Annotated in this window: 19 protein-coding genes; 11 read left to right on the top strand and 8 right to left on the bottom strand. The window is 53.6% G+C overall.

The window, feature by feature from the left end:
• Positions 1-357: 357 nt before the first annotated feature.
• The 8 genes from HYD27_RS17765 to HYD27_RS17730 all read left to right on the top strand — a co-directional run bounded on the left by HYD27_RS17765 (position 358) and on the right by HYD27_RS17730 (position 8,074).
• Positions 358-1,731: a CapA family protein gene (locus tag HYD27_RS17765; RefSeq protein WP_219217340.1), complete on the top strand. Its 1,374-nt coding sequence runs from the start codon at positions 358-360 to the stop codon at positions 1,729-1,731.
• Positions 1,732-1,770: 39 nt separating this feature from the next.
• Positions 1,771-2,502, top strand: coding sequence for a glycerophosphodiester phosphodiesterase (locus tag HYD27_RS17760; protein WP_219217338.1), 732 nt, complete (start codon positions 1,771-1,773; stop codon positions 2,500-2,502).
• A gap of 41 nt (positions 2,503-2,543) precedes the next feature.
• Positions 2,544-3,167, top strand: coding sequence for a fumarylacetoacetate hydrolase family protein (locus tag HYD27_RS17755; RefSeq protein WP_219217336.1), 624 nt, complete (start codon positions 2,544-2,546; stop codon positions 3,165-3,167).
• Positions 3,168-3,191: 24 nt separating this feature from the next.
• Complete coding sequence (locus HYD27_RS17750; RefSeq protein ID WP_375373926.1) at positions 3,192-3,992, top strand: DUF92 domain-containing protein; 801 nt, start codon at positions 3,192-3,194, stop codon at positions 3,990-3,992.
• A 74-nt stretch (positions 3,993-4,066) separates the two neighbouring features.
• Entirely contained in the window at positions 4,067-4,672 is a 606-nt protein-coding gene (locus HYD27_RS17745) for a TetR/AcrR family transcriptional regulator (RefSeq protein WP_219217332.1), read from the top strand.
• A 44-nt stretch (positions 4,673-4,716) separates the two neighbouring features.
• Complete coding sequence (locus HYD27_RS17740; RefSeq protein ID WP_219217331.1) at positions 4,717-6,636, top strand: ABC-F family ATP-binding cassette domain-containing protein; 1,920 nt, start codon at positions 4,717-4,719, stop codon at positions 6,634-6,636.
• A 139-nt stretch (positions 6,637-6,775) separates the two neighbouring features.
• On the top strand, positions 6,776-6,973 hold the full coding sequence (locus HYD27_RS17735) for a hypothetical protein (RefSeq protein ID WP_219217329.1): 198 nt from the start codon (positions 6,776-6,778) through the stop codon (positions 6,971-6,973).
• Between the two features lie 192 nt (positions 6,974-7,165).
• Complete coding sequence (locus tag HYD27_RS17730) at positions 7,166-8,074, top strand: hypothetical protein (protein WP_219217328.1); 909 nt, start codon at positions 7,166-7,168, stop codon at positions 8,072-8,074.
• A gap of 188 nt (positions 8,075-8,262) precedes the next feature.
• On the opposite strand, the gene HYD27_RS17725 is transcribed toward HYD27_RS17730, so the two are convergent.
• The 5 genes from HYD27_RS17725 to HYD27_RS17705 form a co-directional block, all read right to left on the bottom strand.
• Positions 8,263-9,306 carry a M42 family metallopeptidase gene (locus HYD27_RS17725; RefSeq protein ID WP_219217326.1) on the bottom strand — a complete coding sequence of 348 codons (1,044 nt, stop codon included), beginning with the start codon at positions 9,304-9,306 and terminating at the stop codon, positions 8,263-8,265.
• A gap of 68 nt (positions 9,307-9,374) precedes the next feature.
• The gene (locus tag HYD27_RS17720; protein ID WP_219217324.1) at positions 9,375-9,692 is read right to left on the bottom strand and encodes a LapA family protein; all 318 of its coding nucleotides are present in this window, start codon (positions 9,690-9,692) and stop codon (positions 9,375-9,377) included.
• 86 nt (positions 9,693-9,778) lie between these two features.
• Positions 9,779-11,569 (bottom strand): oligoendopeptidase F, encoded by a 1,791-nt coding sequence (pepF, locus tag HYD27_RS17715; protein ID WP_219217394.1) that lies wholly within the window; start codon positions 11,567-11,569, stop codon positions 9,779-9,781.
• Between the two features lie 262 nt (positions 11,570-11,831).
• A complete protein-coding gene (locus tag HYD27_RS17710) occupies positions 11,832-12,002 on the bottom strand; it encodes a hypothetical protein (RefSeq protein WP_219217322.1) in 171 nt (56 codons plus the stop codon).
• A 6-nt stretch (positions 12,003-12,008) separates the two neighbouring features.
• The gene (locus HYD27_RS17705) at positions 12,009-12,242 is read right to left on the bottom strand and encodes a hypothetical protein (protein WP_219217320.1); all 234 of its coding nucleotides are present in this window, start codon (positions 12,240-12,242) and stop codon (positions 12,009-12,011) included.
• A 172-nt stretch (positions 12,243-12,414) separates the two neighbouring features.
• Here HYD27_RS17705 and HYD27_RS17700 point away from each other — a divergent pair, with 172 nt between their 5' ends.
• Positions 12,415-12,612 (top strand): cold shock domain-containing protein, encoded by a 198-nt coding sequence (locus tag HYD27_RS17700; RefSeq protein WP_019911834.1) that lies wholly within the window; start codon positions 12,415-12,417, stop codon positions 12,610-12,612.
• 714 nt (positions 12,613-13,326) lie between these two features.
• On the opposite strand, the gene HYD27_RS17695 is transcribed toward HYD27_RS17700, so the two are convergent.
• On the bottom strand, positions 13,327-14,559 hold the full coding sequence (locus tag HYD27_RS17695) for an MFS transporter (RefSeq protein ID WP_219217318.1): 1,233 nt from the start codon (positions 14,557-14,559) through the stop codon (positions 13,327-13,329).
• A 224-nt stretch (positions 14,560-14,783) separates the two neighbouring features.
• On the opposite strand from HYD27_RS17695, the gene HYD27_RS17690 reads away from it, so the two are divergent.
• Complete coding sequence (locus HYD27_RS17690) at positions 14,784-15,866, top strand: tetraprenyl-beta-curcumene synthase family protein (protein WP_219217391.1); 1,083 nt, start codon at positions 14,784-14,786, stop codon at positions 15,864-15,866.
• Between the two features lie 64 nt (positions 15,867-15,930).
• Positions 15,931-16,902 (top strand): 6-phosphofructokinase, encoded by a 972-nt coding sequence (gene pfkA, locus HYD27_RS17685; RefSeq protein WP_219217316.1) that lies wholly within the window; start codon positions 15,931-15,933, stop codon positions 16,900-16,902.
• 60 nt (positions 16,903-16,962) lie between these two features.
• On the opposite strand, the gene HYD27_RS17680 is transcribed toward pfkA, so the two are convergent.
• Together HYD27_RS17680 and HYD27_RS17675 are read right to left on the bottom strand one after the other, a co-directional pair.
• Positions 16,963-18,327 (bottom strand): MATE family efflux transporter, encoded by a 1,365-nt coding sequence (locus tag HYD27_RS17680; RefSeq protein ID WP_219217314.1) that lies wholly within the window; start codon positions 18,325-18,327, stop codon positions 16,963-16,965.
• A 129-nt stretch (positions 18,328-18,456) separates the two neighbouring features.
• Positions 18,457-19,719, bottom strand: a complete 1,263-nt coding sequence (locus HYD27_RS17675) for a putative glycoside hydrolase (protein ID WP_228745200.1) — start codon at positions 19,717-19,719, stop codon at positions 18,457-18,459.
• Between the last annotated feature and the right edge of the window lie 54 nt (positions 19,720-19,773).

Raw genomic sequence — 19,773 nt, 5'->3', positions numbered from 1 at the left:
CCTGGATTTCAAAAGTGAATTGAACCAATCCAGATAAGATAAGGGATAAACCCTCTTTTTCCTTCACCCATTGGGTGCAAGCTGCTTTTAGCAAGACATCTCTTCGTGTAGAGCCTTTTAGATGATTTGTGGATACTTACTTTCAAAATTCAGGATTATATGTTTCACGCTATAAATTATCCTTCTCTTTCCCGCTGAAACGGATGCCGTACCTAGATAGAAAGAACGGTGAGGTGCAGAAAGGGCGCTTCACCGTTTCTGCATGTTCACTTTTCATCGGCCGCTCTATTTGGAGGGTGAGGCGCCACTTATGCTATAATAGAAACAATTTTAGGGTAAAGGAGATTGCTTGCAGCCATGTATCCGCCGCGTTCACGTACCAGAAGGAACAACAAGCATAGCAGCAAACGCCGGCGCAGAACGGTTTGGGCATGGATTAACGTTAGTCTGCTTCTAATGATTTCCGCACTTCTGACTTATGCTTTTACCAGCGGCAATGATTCCTCCGGAGAACCGCCGCCCGCCGCAGTGGCAGTCACCTCTCCTGCACCTGAGCAAGGGGAGACGGTGCCGGAAGCTTCTGCAGCCGTTCTTCCGTCGCCTGAACCAAGCTCAACTCCCGAGCCTTCAGCAGAGCCGGCAATGGAGGTTTCACCATCCCCGCCGGCGGTCAGCGCTTCGCCGTCGCCTGAGAGGAGTGTGGAGCCTCCGGAGGACCCGGCGCCCCCGCAGAACACAGGCAGCGGCCTGATATCAGGCCTGCCGGAGGACAACACGGGGAAGACGGTGAAGCTGAATTTTGCCGGGGATGTCATTTTTTCGGGCAAGGCCGGACAGCTCCTGCAGCAAAAGGGCTATGCTTACTCTTACGCCGCTCTGAATGGAATGTTCAAGAAGGATGATCTGACCGTTCTAAATCTGGAAACGCCAATTACTACCGGCGGGGTCGGTGCTCCCAATAAGCAATTTGTATATAAGGGTGAACCCGAAGCGCTCGATGCTCTAAAGGCCGCCGGTGTCGATGCCGTCAATCTGGCCAACAATCATATGCTGGATCAAGGCGAAGAAGGTCTGCTGGATACGCTTAAGCACCTCAGCAAGCGGGATATCCCTTATGTAGGCGGCGGCGCTGACGCTGCCGAAGCTTACAGCGCGAAGTATTTTGAGCGTCAGGGCATCCGGATTGCCTTGCTGGGATTTACCCGGGTAATGCCGGAGACAGGCTGGAAGGCCGGAACGGGCAAACCGGGAGTCGCCTCGGTCTATGACAGTGCGGAAGCCTTAAAAGCAATTGCCGCAGCCAGAAAGAAAGCCGACCTGGTTGCTGTTGTGGTGCACTGGGGCAAAGAGCGGACCGAACAATACGATTCTGTCCAGCAGGCGCTCGGGCACAGCTTTATTGATGCGGGAGCGGATCTGGTTATGGGCGGGCATCCGCATGTGCTGCAGGGGATTGAGCCTTATAAGGGCAAATGGATCGCCTACAGCACCGGCAATTTTATTTTCACCCGTTCGAGTACTGAGGCTACCTGGGAGACCGCTGTCTTTCAGGCGGAATGCAGCGCGGGCGGGCATTGTTCCCTGAAGCTTAGCCCGATGAATGCCGAGCTGGCTCAGCCGGTGCCCATGAATGAAGTGGACGGCCAGCTTTTGCTGCACCGTGTAGAATCACTGTCCTCGGGCCTTGTGAAGATCGGCAGCGACGGAAGCGTAATTCAGGTTACTAAGTAGGGAGAAGCATAAACCATACTTCTGCCGGAGGTGCTTACGATGAAAAATATGTGTGTGGCCCATCGCGGTTTTTCCGGAAAAGCGCCGGAGAACACGCTGGCTGCAGTTCGGATGGCGATTGCGCTGCCCTTTGTGCGCTGGATGGAGATTGATGTTCAGCTCACCAGGGATGGTGTGCCCGTAGTGATTCATGACTTCTCGCTTGACCGCACGACCAACGGGCACGGCAAGGTGAAGAATATGGATTACGAGCATGTCAGGCGCCTCGATGCCGGAAGCTGGAAAGGGCGCGCTTTTCGCGGAGAACGTGTTCCCGCGCTGGAAGAGGTGCTGGCTCTTGCCTCCGGCACGCTGCGCCTAAATATTGAACTCAAGACAAGCGGAGATATGTATCCCGGCCTGGAGCAGGCGGTCATTGATCTTGTCAACTCGAAGGGCATGCGCGATGAAGTGGTGCTGACCTCGTTCGATGCCGGAGCCCTGCAGCGCGTTAAGGAATTGGACCCCGGTTTTCGCACCGGGCTGATCTACGACTCCAGAGCGGGTGACCCGGCAGGGAGGCTGAAGGAGCTGGACTGTTCTTTTTTATCCATCAGCTATGAGCGGTTGAATCCGGGACTTGCGAAGCAGCTTGCCGAGCGCGGGATACGGATGATGGCCTGGACGGTGGACAAAGCCAAGGAAATGCGCCGTTTGGCCGCCATGCATTCGGAGATAATGATTTGCACCAACCGTCCTGACATATGGGGCGACACGTTTTTGGAAGTCTGAGCTTAAGCTTGAAATTGACGGGAAAGAGAGCTGAAGAATGAATGTGTGCCGATGTTAATAATATCTACTGTGTTGGACGCAATTATAAGCAACATGCGGAGGAACTGGGCAACAAGGTGCCTGTGGAGCCGCTGATCTTTCTGAAGCCCTCCCATGCGGCGGTTCCCCTCGACAAGGCGATTATCCAGCTCCCCAAGGATGCCGGACTGATCCATTACGAAGGAGAGATTGTTCTGCGGGTTGCCCGGGATTATGTGCCGGGAATGAGCGTGCAGGAGCTGGTGGACGTAATGGCCCTGGGCCTTGATTTCACCCTGCGTGATGTGCACAATGATCTGCAAAAGAAGGGACTGCCCTGGACAGCCGCCAAAGGCTTCAAAAACGCCGCTCCGCTGACTCCGTATATTGCGTTTCCGGAGACGGAAGAGCTGGAAGCGACGGATTACACCGTGCACAAGAATGGCGTGGAGGTGCAGCGCGGCAACGTGAAGAATATGATTTTTTCGCTGCAAAAGATCGTGGAGTTCATTGCCGCCCGCTACGGGCTGGGCAAAGATGATATTATATTTACCGGAACTCCGGCAGGCGTAGGCCCGGTGGCTTCAGGCGATTCGTTCGAGCTGTATTGGGGCGATACCCTAATGGGCACCTGCCTCATCGGTTAGACTATGCCGACTGGACTTGAAGCGCTGCAATGGGCAATCGGCTTCTGCGGCGCCCTGCTTGTGGCCGGAGCGGCTTATATGAAGCAGTCTCTCAGCTTCTCCGGGATGCTGGCGGCGATTGCGATGGGAACGGTCTATTTCGGAGCAGGGAATGCCTTCTGGTTCGGCATTTTGCTGCTGTTTTTCATCTCCTCCAGCCTGCTCTCCAGGCTTCACCATGAGAACAAGGCAGAGCTGGAGGCCACTTATGACAAAACAGGGCGCCGCGATGCCGGCCAGGTCCTCGCCAACGGCGGGCTTGGCATGCTGCTGGTGCTCTTGAACGCCCTATATCCCATTGAGCTTTGGGGATATTTATTCATCGGCGTCATGGCCACCGTGACCTCGGACACCTGGGCAACGGAGATTGGCACCCTTGCGAGGAAGCCGCCCCGCTCCGTGCTGACGGGGCAGATCCTGCCGCCCGGCACCTCCGGAGGCGTCTCGCTGCCGGGAACCCTGGCCGCCGCTGCGGGCGGCGCCCTGATCGGCATCGCCTCCTGGCTGCTGCGGGCAGCCTCCGGCATGCCGGAGCATTCCGTCCTGCTGCTGACGCTCGCCGGACTTCTGGGGGGGCTTGCCGGCGCGTTCACCGACTCGCTCCTGGGGGCAACGGTGCAGCGTATGAACCGCTGCACCGTTTGCGGCCGCGAGGTGGAGGCCTCGCGGCATTGCGGACGGGACACAGTGTACGCGCGGGGCTGGCGCTGGATGAACAACGATGCCGTCAATGCCGTCAGCTCAATACTGGGCGGCCTTGCCGCCCTGCTGACCGGCAGGCTGTAACGGAGGCCGGCAAGGCGGCTTGTTTTTGATACCCTGTATCAGCCTATACCCGCAAGCTTGAAGGAGGTGAACCGGTGAGCAGTGCATCCATTCACAAGCATACAGCCATTCTGGACGCCGCTTATGAGCTCTTTGGTTCAGGCGGCTTCTATGAGACAAAGATGTCGGAAGTGGCGGAACGTGCAGGCATTGCCAAGGGCACGGTGTACTTGTACTTCAAAAATAAAGAGGATTTGTTCATGGCCGTTACGCGGCGGGATTGTGAAGGGTTCCTTCAGCAGCTTGAAGTCAAGCTGCAGGCTTGCGGCAGTCTGGCGGAGAAGCTGTCTGTCATTGCAGCGCACCATCTTTTCTATTATTATGAGCGCAAGCAGCATACGAAGCTTTTCTTTCGGGCGCCTAACAACAACCCTGAGCTGGTGGCCTACATGGCGCTTTTTATGGAAGAATACATGCAGGCAGTGGTGAAGGTGCTGCTGGAAGGCGGGGCGTCGGAGCCGGAGCTGATGGCGCAATCCTACATCGGAATGCTGGACAGGCTGAAGATGGATATCCTCTTTGATCCCTCCTTCACGGAGGAGGAAGCGCACAAACGGAAGAAATTTGCCGCCGGTCTCTTTATCAGGGGAGCCGTCGGCAGCATGAATGCGTCACCTGGAGATTTACCGGCAGGACCATAAGGAGCCGGGTCCGGTTCAAAATATAAGGCAAGCGAGGACAGAGCATGAATATTATGACCGTGGAACATCTTTCCAAAAGCTATGGGGAAAAAACACTGTTCCGTGATGCATCCTTTGGCATGGAAGACCGGGACAAGATTGGTGTCATCGGTGTGAACGGTACGGGGAAATCGACTTTTTTGAAGATCATCGCCGGGCTGGAGACGCCCGATGGCGGGCAAATTTCTATTGGCAATGCGGTCCGGGTGCAGTATCTGGCGCAGAATCCGCCGTATGAGCCGGACAACACCGTGCTGCAGCAGGTCTTCGCCGGAGATGAGCCCGAGCTTGCCACCATGAGGGACTACATGGAGACGCTGGCTCTTCTGGACCAAAGCCCGGGTGATTCTGTTTTGGAGAACCGGCTGGTGCAGATCGGGCAAGCGATCGATGCGGCCGGCGCGTGGCAGCTGGAGAGTGAAGCCAAAACCGTGCTGACGAAGCTTGGCATTACGCAGTTTGATGCGCGGATGGAGACGCTGTCCGGCGGGCAACGCAAGCGTGTTGCGCTGGCGGCAGCGCTGATTACTCCCTCGGAGCTGCTGATCCTGGATGAGCCGACCAACCATATTGACACGGACTCCGTGGCCTGGCTGGAGCAATATTTGCAGAAGCGGCGCGGCGCGCTGCTGATGGTAACGCATGACCGTTATTTTCTGGAACGGGTAGCCAGTGTGATGCTGGAGCTGGACGGCGGACAGCTGTACCGTTACGAGGCGAACTACTCGCGGTTCCTGGAGCTGAAGGCGGAACGCGAGGAACGCGAAGCGTCGGCGGAGCAGAAGCGCAAGAATCTGCTGCGCACCGAGCTGGCCTGGATACGCCGCGGAGCCAAGGCCCGCTCCACGAAGCAGAAGGCCAGAATCGACCGCTTCGAGAAGCTGAAGGAGAGCCAGGGCTCCGCTTCTGCGGGCGCACTGGATATTTCCGTGGCTTCAACACGTCTGGGCCGCAAAATCATCGAAATGCAGGGTCTCACCAAATCGCTTGATGGCCGGACACTGATTAAGAATCTGACCTATATCGCGGTGCCGCAGGACCGGGTAGGGATTGTGGGACCGAACGGCAGCGGCAAATCGACGCTGCTCAACCTGATAGCCGGCAAGCTCCAGCCGGACAGCGGAGAGGTTCAGCTTGGCGCTACCGTCAAGCTGGGGTACTTCACCCAGGAGCACCAGGATATGGATGATACCCTGCGGGCTATTGAGTACGTCAAGGAAGAATCTGAGGTCATCCGCACTGCTGACGGCAGCGTCATTACAGCCGGCCAGATGCTGGAGCGGTTTCTCTTCCCGCCGGCGATGCAGTGGACTCCGATATCCAAGCTCTCCGGGGGCGAGAAACGGCGCCTCTACCTGCTGCGTGTCCTTATGGGAGCGCCCAATGTGCTGCTGCTGGATGAACCGACCAATGATCTGGACATTGGTACGCTTGCCGTGCTGGAGGATTATCTGGACGAGTTCCCGGGAGTGGTATTCACCGTATCCCATGACCGGTTCTTCCTCGACCGCACTGTGGACAAGCTGATTGCTTTTGAGAATGGAAGCATCCGGCTGCATGTCGGAGACTATAGCGAATATGAGGAATGGCTGGCAAAGAATGTCCCGGGAGGGGAGGATGGCGCAGCCAAGCGCAGCTCTGCTCCTGCACAGGGGCAGACGGCATCAGCTGCGCCTCCGGCAAGGGAAAAGCTGAAATTCACCTTCAAGGAGCAGCGGGAATATGAAGGGATCGACGAAGCGATCGAGCAGGCCGAGCGGCATCTGGAGGACATCAGCGCACAGATGGAAGCGGCCTTCGCGGACTCCGGGAAGCTGCAGGAGCTGGTGGAGAAGCAGCGGCAGGGGGAAGCGGAGCTGGAGCGTCTGATGGAACGCTGGACGTATCTGAATGAGCTGGCGGAGAAGATCGCCGGAAAAGCCTAGCTTTCGTTGCCTTTGTTATCTGTGCCGACTTGTCTGCGCCCACTGGGTTGTTTGCGGCAGCAGCGTTATCTGCCCTACCGCCACTCTACTTACTGTTTTCCGCAACCTGAGAATACCCATACGTAAGGAGCTGGGTCTGTTGACACAATCGATTGAAGCTGCCATTGCCTTGCGCAGCGCGGGGCAAGCCGGGCAGGCGAGAAGCCTGCTGTTTGAACTTCTGGCGGAGGATGAAGCCAATGCCGGGCTGCATATCAGGCTGGCCTGTACTTATGATGTGCTGGGCCTGGAGCGTGAGGCCGTTTTACCGGAAGGCTATCCTGTACTATGCGGATAAGCTGGAGCAGGTGTGGGAATAAGCAGACTTATAATTGCAAGCAGGCAGAGCTCCGATCCCCGGACCCTGCCTGTTTTTTTGTTGTGGTTGAGGAAATTATGAATTTCTTTTTCTGTGGATAAGGTGTGTATAAAGCTGGGGATAAGTTGAAATGCGTGGTAGCCGTGCTGAACCTGTGGATTCTATGAGAATATGGCCATCTCCGACTGGAGGGATGAAGAGACAGTCATTATTTCCAGGGAAAATGAGAAATTCGGCAAAATGACGCTGGCTGAGCTGTCGGACTCCTATCCCAGAAGCCTGTATTTATACCATCTGAATACCAAGGAATATGAGTTGTTAAAAGAACAAAAGGATGTGTTTTTGGGCGACGCAGCGTTATCATCCGACAAGAGGCATCTGCTGTACAGCGAATTCTCATTAGGAGATCCCGTATATCACGTGCTGGATATGGAAACTTTGGATTCCTTTGGAATCCTGGGTGATCCTATCGCAGGCGCCCTTGGCGCCAAATGGGCCGATGAAGAAACGGTGATTGGACCGGCTTACAGCGGAGGTGCCTTTACGGCAAGCACCTCCGGGGAGCTCGCAGCTGTAGCCGGGTTAGAGGGGGAAGCCTTGGTTATTGTTGAAAAAATGAAGGATAAAATTTATTACAATACCAGTTCCGATGAAGCCTTGCAGGTGCTGGATCTGTCTGCAAAGGAAAAGGCAAGCCTGGATCTTGAGCATGTGTACGGTGTATTCCCGTCGCCGGAAGGAAATCAACTGCTGGTATTGCAATATAACGACTCCGGTCAAACGTTAATTCTGTGTGATGCGGACGGGGGAAATCGAGCAATTATTGCGGAAGGCGCGGAGCTTGGCGGCATTTCATGGTCGCCGGATCAGCGGATGATTGCCTACAGTCAGAAGGACAATGAGGATGGTGCAGCGGATGACGGCCTTTATCTCTACGATCTGGCAACCGGTAAGTCTGCCCGGATCGCGGCAGATGCGGAGAATCTGGCAACCTCCTGGAGTCCATCGGGCAGAGAGCTGGCATATACAAAGTGGAGTGAGAACCAATATAGCAGCAGCATTGTCCATCTGACGTACTAGCAGCAGAGAGTTGAAGAGGACCCTTTCTTTGCGCAATACAAACAACCCGCCCCGGGATTGCAAGCCTGGGCGGGTTGTTTTTTGTGGAACATCATGAAAAAAGGTGCGAAGCCAGGAGCATTAACTGAACCTGTACTCATTTAAATAAGTTAACTATGGCTGCTCCGCGCCTGCCAGGGCGGGCAGCCTCAGTTCGCGCCCACATAAGCGGCGAGCAGCTTGGCTGTATTCAGCACAGCCTGCTTATGGGTGCGCTCCATGGAGTGGGACGCATGCACGCCCGGCCCGATCAGCGCGGCGCGGATATTGTTCCCGCCCCGCAGGGCGGCGGAAGCATCGGAGCCGTACTGCGGGTAGATATCGACCGCAAAAGGGATTGCCAGCCCGTTCGCCAGCTCGATCAGCCGGCCGGTCATGGCGTAGTCATACGGGCCGGAGGAATCCTTGGCGCAGATGGAGACATCGGTTTCCCTGCAGCTCAGGTCATCGCCCATTGCACCCATGTCGACAGCGATCATTTCGCTGATCTCTCCGGGAATCCAGGCTGCGCCGTGGCCGACCTCTTCATAATTGGAGATCAGCAGGGAGAGGTTGTGCAGCGGCTTCCAGCCTTCTCGTTTGATGCTCTCCAGCAGCCCCAGCAGGGCTGCCACACTGGCCTTGTCGTCCAGATGGCGCGATTTGATGTAGCCGCTTGGCGTTATGACCGCCCGGGCATCGAAGGAGATGAAGTCGCCGACCCCGATGCCCAGCTTCAGCACCTCGTCTTTGGTGGAGACCAGCTCATCGATGCGAATCTCCATATTTTCCTCAGAGCGCTTGAAGTCACGGGCATCGGCGTAGACATGGACCGAGGGGCGGCTGCTCAGGATCGTCCCGGTGTAGGATAAGCCGGTGCGGGTATGGATGACGCAATATTCATTCTCAATGCTGTTCATGGTGAAGCCCCCGACAGAGGTCAGGCGCAGCGTGCCGTTTGGTTTAATCGAGCGGACCATGGCTCCAAGCGTATCCACATGGGCGCTGATGCCGATTGTACGCGAAGGGTCAAGTCCGGGAACGGTCAGAATGATCCCGCCTTTTTCATTCCAGCTCAGAGGCACGCCCAGCGCCGCAGCCTCTTCAGCCACAAGATTCATGATCCCGGCCGTGAAGCCGCTGGGGCTGGGAGTGTCGAGCAGCTTTTTTAGAATCGATAAAATATACTCCTCATCAGGTTGAATGGTTAGCAAGGTTCAAGTCCTCCTGTTCTTTTGAAAAGCCCGTTTTCCATTCCATAAATCTTTAGCTTCAAACTTTACTAGAGCTGTGGATTGCCGTTTGCGGCAAGACTATCCTGGTTCAGCGGCGCATCCGGAGAATTCCCCGCGTCCCGCAGCTTGTTCAGCTCTGCTGTAAGGCTTTTGATTTGCCGCTGCAGCCGGTATTGGCGGAAAATGCCGTAGGAGCCGACAATAATCCCTCCGATCAGCGCACAGCCCAGAATGATCAAAATCAGCGGAATGCTGGCTACATCAAAATAAAAGTTAACCTGAACTGGATCGACATTGATGACTGCGAACACGGCTGTCAGCAGCGCGAAGATCAGACCCAATATAAGTGACCATTGCAATTTCATGCAACTTCCTCCTCTGAATGTTGATGACAAGATAAATCCCCTGCCCGCAAAGGGCAAGGGATTACAATAATACTAAGCTTAATGCCTTATTTGGTCAACTGTTCCATCTGTTCAATCACGCTTTCAAATACGCTCATCGCTTCGCGGATCGGTGCAGGAGAGGACATGTCAACGCCTGCTTTGGAGAGAATGTTGATCGAATAATCGCTGCCGCCGCTCTTCAGGAAGCCGAGGTATTTGTCCACCGCCGGTTTGCCGTCCTCCAGAATCTGCTTGGCGAAGCTGGTTGCCGCCGAGAAGCCGGTAGCATATTTGTACACGTAGAAGCTGTTGTAGAAATGCGGAATCCGTGCCCATTCCATCTCGATTTCCTTATCGACCACCATATCCTTGCCGTAGTACTTGACATTCAGGTCATAGTAGATAGCCGACAGGTCCTGAGGGGTGAGGGATTCGCCTTCTTCGGCACGCTGGTGGATAATCTTCTCGAATTCGGCGAACATCGTTTGCCGGAATACAGTGGTGCGGAACTGGTCGGCATAATAGGTGAGCAGGTACATTTTTTCCTTCGGGTCCGTCGACTTGTTCAGCAGATAATCCATCAGCAGCGCCTCATTGGTGGTAGAAGCCACTTCCGCTAGGAAAATCGTATACTGCGCATCCCGGTACTTCAGCGCGTTGTCCGAATAGTAGGAGTGCAGGGCGTGGCCCATTTCATGCGCCAGCGTGAACATGCTGTTCAGATTGTCGTTATGGTTCAGCAGCACATAAGGATGGGTGCCGTAGGCTCCCCAGCTGTAAGCGCCGGTGCGTTTATTTTCATTCTCGTAAATATCGATCCAGCCTTTGTCGTAGCCTTCCTGCAGCACGCTTAAGTAGTCCTCGCCCAGCGGCTTCAGGCCTTCTTTGGTAATCTTCTTGGCTTCTTCAAAGGTAATATCCAGCTTGTATTCGTCCACCAGCGGTGCGAACAGGTCATACATATGCAGCTCGTCAACGCCGAGCAGCTTCTGGCGCAGCTTCATGTAGCGGTGCATCAGCGGCAGGCTCTCGTGGATGGTGTCGATCAGATTGGTATAGACCTCTTTGGGGATATTGTCTCCATAGAGCGACATTTCCAGCACGGAAGGATACTTGCGCACACGCGAGAAAAAGACATTTTTGTTCACATTCGCGCTCAGTGTGGCGGCAATCGTATTTTTCTGCTTGCCGTAAGTTTCATAGACAGCCTTAAAAGCATTCTTGCGCACTTCGCGGTCCGGGCTCTCCAGGAACTGGATGTAGCTGCCGTGCGTCAGCTCCACTTCCTTGCCTTCCTCGTTCTTGATCTTGGGGAACTTGAGGTCCGCATTGTTCAGCATGCTGAAGACGGTTTGCGGTGCCTGGGCAAGAGTGCCGACCTGAGCGAGCAGCGCTTCCTCCGCTTTGGAGAGAACATGCGCCTTCTCGCGTTTCATCTCCGTTAAGGTGAAGGTATAGCCGGCCAGGGAAGGATCGGCAATGAACTGGTCCAGCTTCTCAATCGGCAGCGCCAGAATTTCCGGTGTGACAAAAGACAGAGCTTCCCCGGCCTCTACTCCAAGCTTCTTCGCTTTCTGGGACAATGCCTGGTAGACAGGGGCGGCCGTGTCCTCATCCTGGCGCATATGCGCATATACATAGAGGCGTTCGGTCAGCAGGGACAGCTTGTCGTCCAGCTCGAAGCATTTCTTGAGCGCTTCGGGAGAGTCCAGCTTGCCCTGGAAGTCGGCGGCGCTCTGGATAAGCCCCTTCACTTCCTTATATTCGGCATCCCATTGTTCCTGTGAAGCGAACATATCCTCCAGCTTCCAGCGGTTTTCGGCGGGCACTTCACGTCTCTTCAATAATTGTTCCATAGAAATCCTCCTCGGATGATGGGATGTAGTAGGCACATTCTGCTGCGGCTGCGGCCCTGCGGACGAAGCGAAGTCGCCCGGCAGCAGGCTTAAGGCAAGCAGAAGCGGGAGGGACTTGACGGTAAAGGACATAACTCGCGCCTCCTGAAATTTAAGGTCGTCTTAGTATGCCCTGCCAAATCCTGATTATTTATCCTATGCGGTGCATTCCAACCCTCATTTCAGAATTTGAATACACGTCCTTAAGAAACAGCCGCAGAAGTTATGCCAACAAGCTATAAATTATGAAGACAAAAGCCAAGGCAATCAGGACGACCGCAGTCAGGGCCAAGCCGCGCTTGAGGCGCGGCGGCACCTTATCCCTGCCCATGACCAGAACTGCCCCAAGACACAGAACAACAATAATAAAGATGACCAGGTTCTCGTTATCCATCTCCGGCTAGACCTGCTTGAAGGCGGCGATGATGTTCTTGTACTCTTCTTCATTATCCTTGTAAGTTTCTTTGTTGAAGCGGTTGTTGACCCATTGCATCATGGCCGGACGGCTCATAAAGGTATGCGTTTCTTCTCCCCATTGATCGGAAATTTCGCGGAGAACAATATAGCGCCCCTGAACCTCTACCGTCATCATATTCCATTTGTCCGTTTTGTATATTTCATGTTTTTTGATCATTTTCAATACCACCCTGGCGATTTTTGGCTTTTGGCTCAATGATAACGCACGGGGGAAGTGAAAAGCAAATATTATCACTGCCGGAGGGAAATGATGGATTGCTTTGCAGGTATAGTTGGGGTATAATGTAAGCATACGTCATATATGGCGGTATTTTTAGGAGGTTGTTCATTTGAAAGGTACAGTAAAATGGTTTAACGCAGAAAAAGGTTACGGTTTTCTTCAAGTAGAAGGCGGCGAAGATGTATTCGTTCACTTCTCAGCGATTCAAGGCGACGGTTTCAAGACTTTGGACGAAGGCCAGGCGGTAGAATTCGATATCACTGACGGTAACCGCGGTCCTCAGGCAGCTAACGTAGTTAAATTATAAGAAAAGGCTGGACAGTTCATCTGTCAGTCACAACATATATTTTTGAATGGCAACACTTGCAAGAGTGGTAACCAGCAACTGCAAAGCACACAGTTCTCCCGGGAACTGTGTTTTTTTATTTTAACCCGGTACAAGCAGCAACGGCCGCTCCTGTCTCAGGAGGGCAGCCGTTTGTTTATTCTGGCACCTTGACCGAGTTAGTCTAAGGTTTCACACGATTTAAAAACGCTTATTGCTCTCTCCATACAGCATCACAGATTTGACGCGGCCGAGGTACTGGATGCCGGATACCGGATACTAGCGTATGCCAGCTTGTGCGATATATCGATTGTTCAAATACGCCCCATTCCGGTTACTCCTGCCTAAGTCGTATGCCGGCTTCCCCCGTAGAGCTTACTTGCCGCACATAGCTAAGCTCCAAAGCGAAGTGGAAAAAGTAAAACTAATCTGTGGTCTTGGGCTGACAGCTGTTCTCTAGTGGGAAAAAGTAGAACTAATCCGTTCAATTTGAGCTGAATGGGGTGTTTTTTGTCAAATTAAGTGTACAAAACAAAATCCCACTAAGCCTCGCAGTAACATGAAATTGAGCAGATTAGTGGTACTAATTCCCGCTAATACCTTGACCGAAGTTCTCTAACGTTTTACATGATCCCCAAACGCTCCATTACTCCGTCCAATAGAACTTCAGTCCTCAGATTTGACGCGGTCAGAGTACTAGTTGCTTTTTCTGCGGGGATAACGTCCGGTGCCGAATCCCGTATCCATGAGATGCTTGGACAGAAAGCCGGCGAAGGCCAGCAGGGAGAAGCCCATGGCTACCACATAGAATACAGTGCGTCCGGCATTTTCATAAATAAGCCCGCCGAAGGTGCCGCTGAGCAAGCCTGCTGCACTGGACCACACAACGGTAAAGATCGCCATGCCGGTTGCGCGGAGATGATCGGGAACAATCCGTGTGATATAACGGACAGCCGTCACGTAATAAATGCCGAATGAAATGCTGTGCATGGCCTGAATGGCAATTACGGTGCCTGGCTCCCGGGCCAGGGACATGAACAGGAAGCGCGCGGCAAACATGAGGCTGGCAAAAGCGAGCAGCGGCAGCTCCTTGAACTTGTCGCCATATTTGCTGAGGATGAAAAAAATCGGAATTTCGCTCAGGGCCGAGGCGAGCAGCGACCAGCCGATAATCTCATCCCCTGCATTCATGGCTTTGAGGCTGAGGGTAAGGAAGGCTTCATTCATTCGATAGCCGATTGCGAGCACGAAGACACTGCTGAAGAACCACAGCACTTCCTTTTGCAGCAGAATCTGTTTCAGTCCCGCTTCCCTGAGCGGCACTCCGGCAGGATCGGTAGCGGCTGCCCTGCCCTCTTCCGTCCGCTTGACATCCTTCAGTCCGAAGGTGATCACAAGCGCGATTACTACGATTACAATACAGACGGCGATACTGGAGGAGGAGCCCAAAGCCCGCAGCACATATCCGATCGTAAGCGCGAAGAAGGAGTATCCAAGGGAGCCGAACACACGGATGGTAATGAAGTTGCGCCCGTGGCGCTGGGCAATCTTGATTGCCATCGTGTCCGCAAGCGGGAAGAGCGGGTAATAGAAGAAATAGAAAAGGGACAAAATAAGCATAACCGCCCCGAAATCCGTGGCTCTTGCCAGCATGAGAGCGGTAAGCAATTGTCCTGCCAGGAGAATGGCCATAATTTTTTTGACGGTGCCCAGACGGTCGCTGACGGCGCTCCAGAACAGATTGGACAGAATGGAAATCAGCGGTCCGATGGAATACAGGAGTCCGATCTGCGGGCTGCTGAAGCCCAGGTAAGTGTAGAATAAAGGAAAATAAGAGACAACCAGCACACTGGTGCCGTAAAGCGTAAACATAAAGGATCGCAGCCAGTTTTGATCGCTGTACTGGCCGCCGGTCCGTCCTGATGTCATGAAGTTGCACTCCTCCGGATATGAAATACGGCTTCGTAATCCATACTTAATATTGAACGCGTTCTAGTATAGCATAAAGACCGGATGGCATGTCCGGAGAATTTAGGAGTTTTCTGAACCTTTCACAGATTTGCGAAAGTGATTTTGTTGTTTGTACAAATACGCTCTGCATATTATAATAATGATGATTTGGATAAGGAGACAACAATGTGGAGGCACTGTCATTGAATGAATTTGAGCAAGGCCGTTACCTTAGCCCTCGCGGCCCGATCGGGCTGATGAGCAGGGTCTACAAGTACGTGCTGCCGGAAGTGCGGGAATGTCTCCATTTCTGGCGCCAGGATGCGGAAGGGATTCCCGATCCCGAGCTGCGGAAGCAAGCGCTTGCCAGCATTGAGACCAAGGAGTTTCATTGCCAGGGCGGCGGAATATATGCCGCCGGCAATTTGTCGATGCGACATATACTGATTCCGCTTATTGTTGCCTATCAAACGATCAGTGATTATCTGGACAACCTATGTGACCGCAGCACTTCTCTTGATCCTGACGATTTCAGGCTGCTGCATCAATCCATGCTGGATGCTATCAATCCCAAGGCCGAGCTTGTCAACTATTACGCGCTCCGCAGTGAGCAGAACGACGGCGGATATCTGCAGAGGCTTGTCCGCAAATGCCAGGAGATGACTGCGCTTCTACCCGGTTATGCCGCGGCGGCTGAAGAAGTGCATGGTCTGGCCGTACTGTATACGGATCTTCAGGTTTACAAGCACATCCGCCCTGAACTCAGGGAGTCTGCCCTGAAGGAATGGTGGGAGGTGGAAGGCAAACGGGCCCCGCATTTGCAGTGGAACGAGTTTGCGGCCGCAACGGGCTCTACCCTGGGGGTGTTTATGCTGTTTCTGGCTTCATGCGACCCTAAGCTGAGCACATCGGCAGCCGCTGCAATCCGGGCGGCGTACTTTCCGCATCTATGCGGGTTGCACATTATGCTGGATTACCTGATTGACCAGGATGAAGACCGGGCCGGCGGTGATCTCAATTTCTGCAATTATTATGACAATAGCGATACCATGCTGAACCGGATCGCCTCCATTGTGGAGTGGGCCCGCAGGGATGTCCGGAACCTTCCCGAGACCTCAATGCATCGTATGGTCATCGAGGGCTTGCTGGCACTTTATTTATCCGATCCGAAAGTCAGCGAACAGCGGGAGGTTCGCTCAGTATCCAGACGCCTGATGAGAAGAAGTCCACTGACAAGATTGTTCTTCTTCGTGAACAGCCGCTGGATACGCAGGCATATGTATTAGATGCTGTGGGGCATTTATCTGATTAAGAACGGGCTCCGCACAATTTTAAGGAGGAACTAACAGGATGGCAAACGTAAAAAAAATCGCAGTATTAACCAGTGGAGGAGATTCGCAGGGCATGAATGCCGCGGTTCGCGCAGTTGTGCGCAGCGCAATCTATTTTGGCATTGAAGTGTTTGGTATCCAGCGCGGATACCAGGGACTGCTGAACCGCGACATTTTCCCGATGGATCTGCGCAGTGTAGGTGATATCATCCAGCGCGGAGGCACCATTCTGCAATCTGCCCGCTGTCTGGAGTTCCTGACACCCGAAGGTCAGCAAAAGGGTGCGGATATCCTGAACGAGATGGGGATTGACGGATTGGTAGTTGTCGGCGGAGACGGTTCTTACAAGGGAGCCAACAAACTCAGCAAGCTGGGCATCAATACCATGGCTTTGCCGGGTACCATCGATAATGATATTTCCTTTACCGACTACACCATTGGCTTTGATACTGCGGTAGGTGTTGTAGTTGATGCCATCAATAAGCTCCGTGATACCATGTCCTCGCATGAGCGTTCATCCATCGTAGAAGTTATGGGCCGCCACTGCGGAGACATCGCATTGCACGCCGGTCTTGCTTCCGGAGCCGAAACGATTCTGGTGCCGGAAATGCCTTATGATCTGAACGAGGTAGCCGACCGGATGCGCGACAACTTTGCGAGAGGCAAACGCCACAGTATTGTGATTGTCGCTGAAGGCGTGGGCAAGGGTGAAGATGTGGCACAAGCGCTGAAGGACCGTCACGCCTCCCTGGACGCGCGGGTCACAGTGCTTGGACATATTCAGCGGGGCGGAACCCCAACTCCCGGAGACCGCAACCTGGCCAGCCGTTTGGGAGACTTTGCTGTGCGTTCCCTGATTGAAGGTTATTCCGACAAAGCTTGCGGCCTTATCAAAGGCGAGCTTACGCTGACCGATATCGATCTTGTGGTAAATACCAAAAAAGACTTTGACACCGAGCTTTACGAGCTGGCTTCCCGTCTTTCTCAATAAAATACAGATTGCTGTCAAAAGACCGCCTGGCATTAGGCGGTCTTTTCGGCTTGACTATGATCAAGCAGAAGCGCTGTTCCTGCTATCATATGAATGTTGCACTTTGACAAGGCGGTACAGCAACAGGATGGCTCCTATGGCCAGACCTGTAATCAGACCGACCCAATAGCCGTAAGCGCCCAATCCGGTATAGGTTGCAAGCAGATAGCCTGTAGGGAGGCCGATTGCCCAATAGGCGACAAAGCAGATTATGAATGCCGGATTCACATCCTTGTAGCCCCGCAGCACTCCCTGTGTCGGGGTTGCAATGGCATCGGAGATCTGGAAGAAAATTGCGTAGATCAGAAAGTGCTGGATGAGTGCAATGACCTCCGGCTCATCCGAGTACAGGCCGGCAACATGGGTGCCTGCGAACAGCAGCACGAAGGCCGTAGCCAGAGAGAGGACCGCAGCTGTCCCGATGCCCATCATTCCATACTGCCGGGCATCCTTCAGTCTGCCGGACCCGCTCTCGAAGCCGACGAGGATCGTAAGGCTCATACAGATGCTGAGCGGAATCATATACAGAGTGGAAGCGAAATTAATCGCCGCTTGATGGGCTGCAATCGTCACAGTATCGAAACGGCTCATCAGGAGGGTCACTGCCGAGAAGACCGCCGTCTCGAAGAAGATGGAGAAGCCGATGGGTACGCCGATTTTCAGCAGCTCCTTGAAGCTCCGCAGAGACATGGAGTAGAAGCTGCGGAACAACCGGAGGCTTCGGAATGGCTCCGAGCGGCAGATGAAGAGCAGCGAGATGGCGAAGATTACCCAATATGTAATGGCCGATGCCACTCCCGCACCAACGCCGCCAAGGCGTGGAAAGCCGGAGTTGCCAAAAATCAGCAGATAGTTGAGCCCCACATTGACCGGCAGTGCAATAAGTGTAATGAACATGGACACCCGTGTCTGCCCCAGCGCATCAATGCAGCTGCGGACAACCGTATAGCCGAACAGCGGGATAATTCCGGCCGAGATCGCGCACAGGAAACGGAAGGCGATATCACGCACCTGCGGCTCCAGATTCATGAAATCAAGGACGGGTGAAAGAGCAAAGGTACCGGATGCCAGGACCGCCAGTGAAATGAGCAGGGACAGCCACATGCCCTGAGTGACCTGATAAGCCACATCCTTTTCTTTTTTGCTGCCCATAAGATGGGAGACGATGGGAGTAATGCCCATCAGTATACCGCTAAGGCCGGTTTGAATCGGAATCCACAGGCTGGTTCCAATGGCTACACCGGCCAGATCGCCAGTTCCGAATTTGCCTGACATATTGGTGTCGAAGAAGGTAATAGCGGATAAGGCAATCTGCGTAATGAGGATGGGGAATAAAATATGCAGGAATTGTCCTGCTTTTTGCTTCATGGAAGTAGTGGGTATCATTGTATTAAGCCTCATCATTCTTATTTTCAATACCTGGGCATATCCCCAGTAAAACGACCCCACAGAGTGGGGTCATATTTGCAATGCTTATTGAATTGTTAACCGGATAATTGCTGGAAGCATATTTGCTTATTTTTCGTAATCCACATCTGAAGTATAGCGGTTGTTGGCGTTCCAGAGCAGGAATTCATCGACATTCTCTTCTTTTAGGGCGCGGATTTGGTCTTCCACCTGCTGCTTGCCGTATTTGACATAATGTCCGCTTCCGAGCCAGCTTGCAGTGAAATCCTGAATCCACGGCCGGATAACCGGCTTGTAGCTGCCCAAAGGATCAAGCTTCTTGTGCGTATCCACCATGGAGCCCTTGATGGTGGCGTATGGGTCCTTGTCGGGATCCTTCACATCAAACCAACCGGTTGAATAATGGCTTGGATAGACCATTGGGCTGATGACATCCACATTCTTCGAGATCTTTACAAAATCCTGGCCGATTCCTTCCGCAGCAGGGACAGAGGCGGCATAGCCGAATATATCCACGGACACACGGACACCGAGCGGACCCAGCTCCGATTTGGCATATTTAACAAAATCGGAAATGATCTCTACGCGGGGCCGGTCGCTTTTTGTGTATTTGAGCGTATCCGCACGTTTTTCGAAGCCTTCGGGAAAACGGACATAATCGAACTGGATTTCTTTAAAGCCCAGCTTGGCGGCTTCTTTGGCGATATCCACATTGTATTTCCATACATCCTGATTATAAGGATTAACGAAGCTGTCTCCGCCCTTGTTCGTCCAGACAGATCCGTCCGTATTCACGAAGGAAAGCTGCGGATTTTTTTTGGCGAGCACCGAGTCCTTAAAGACAACAATCCGTGCAATCGGATATACCTCATGCTCCTTCAGGCGGGTCATCAATTTGTTGATGTCCCCGATGAACGGCTGAGGATGGCCCATTTGCTGAAGCTCCGCATTATCCGTTTTGTATGTGATGTATCCGGCATCATCCTTAATATCAATAACCATGGAATTCAGCTCGGTTTTGTCCAGCAGGTCGAGCAGGGTCTCCATCCGTGCCCCGCCGGCGCTGTAGGCTGTTACGTAAATGCCTTTGACCTTGGGGGCATCCGGCTGCGGATCGGTATGAATGGCAGTGTCTGCAGCTCCGGCACTTGCGCCCGGTGAAGCCCCGGTGTCCGGCGCGGCGCCCGGAGAAGGCGTTGCTGCACTCCCTCCCGCAGTGTTCTGTGAAGCGTCAGGATTTGCTGAGTGCTGTGCGGCGATTGGCGGATTCATGGCTGACTGCAAGGCGGCGGCCACATCGGCTTCGCTCGCATGATGTTGAACGCCAACGCTTCCCAAAGCCATCATCAGTAGAGCCCAGGTGATATTCATTTGTTATTCTCTCCCTTTATGTACATTCCCCTTAAAGTATAAAGGAACGGCAGC

It is taken from the genome of Paenibacillus sp. S150 (genome assembly GCF_019352175.1).
GTDB lineage: Bacteria > Bacillota > Bacilli > Paenibacillales > Paenibacillaceae > Paenibacillus_AQ.
This window is presented reverse-complemented; position numbering and strand designations above follow the sequence as displayed.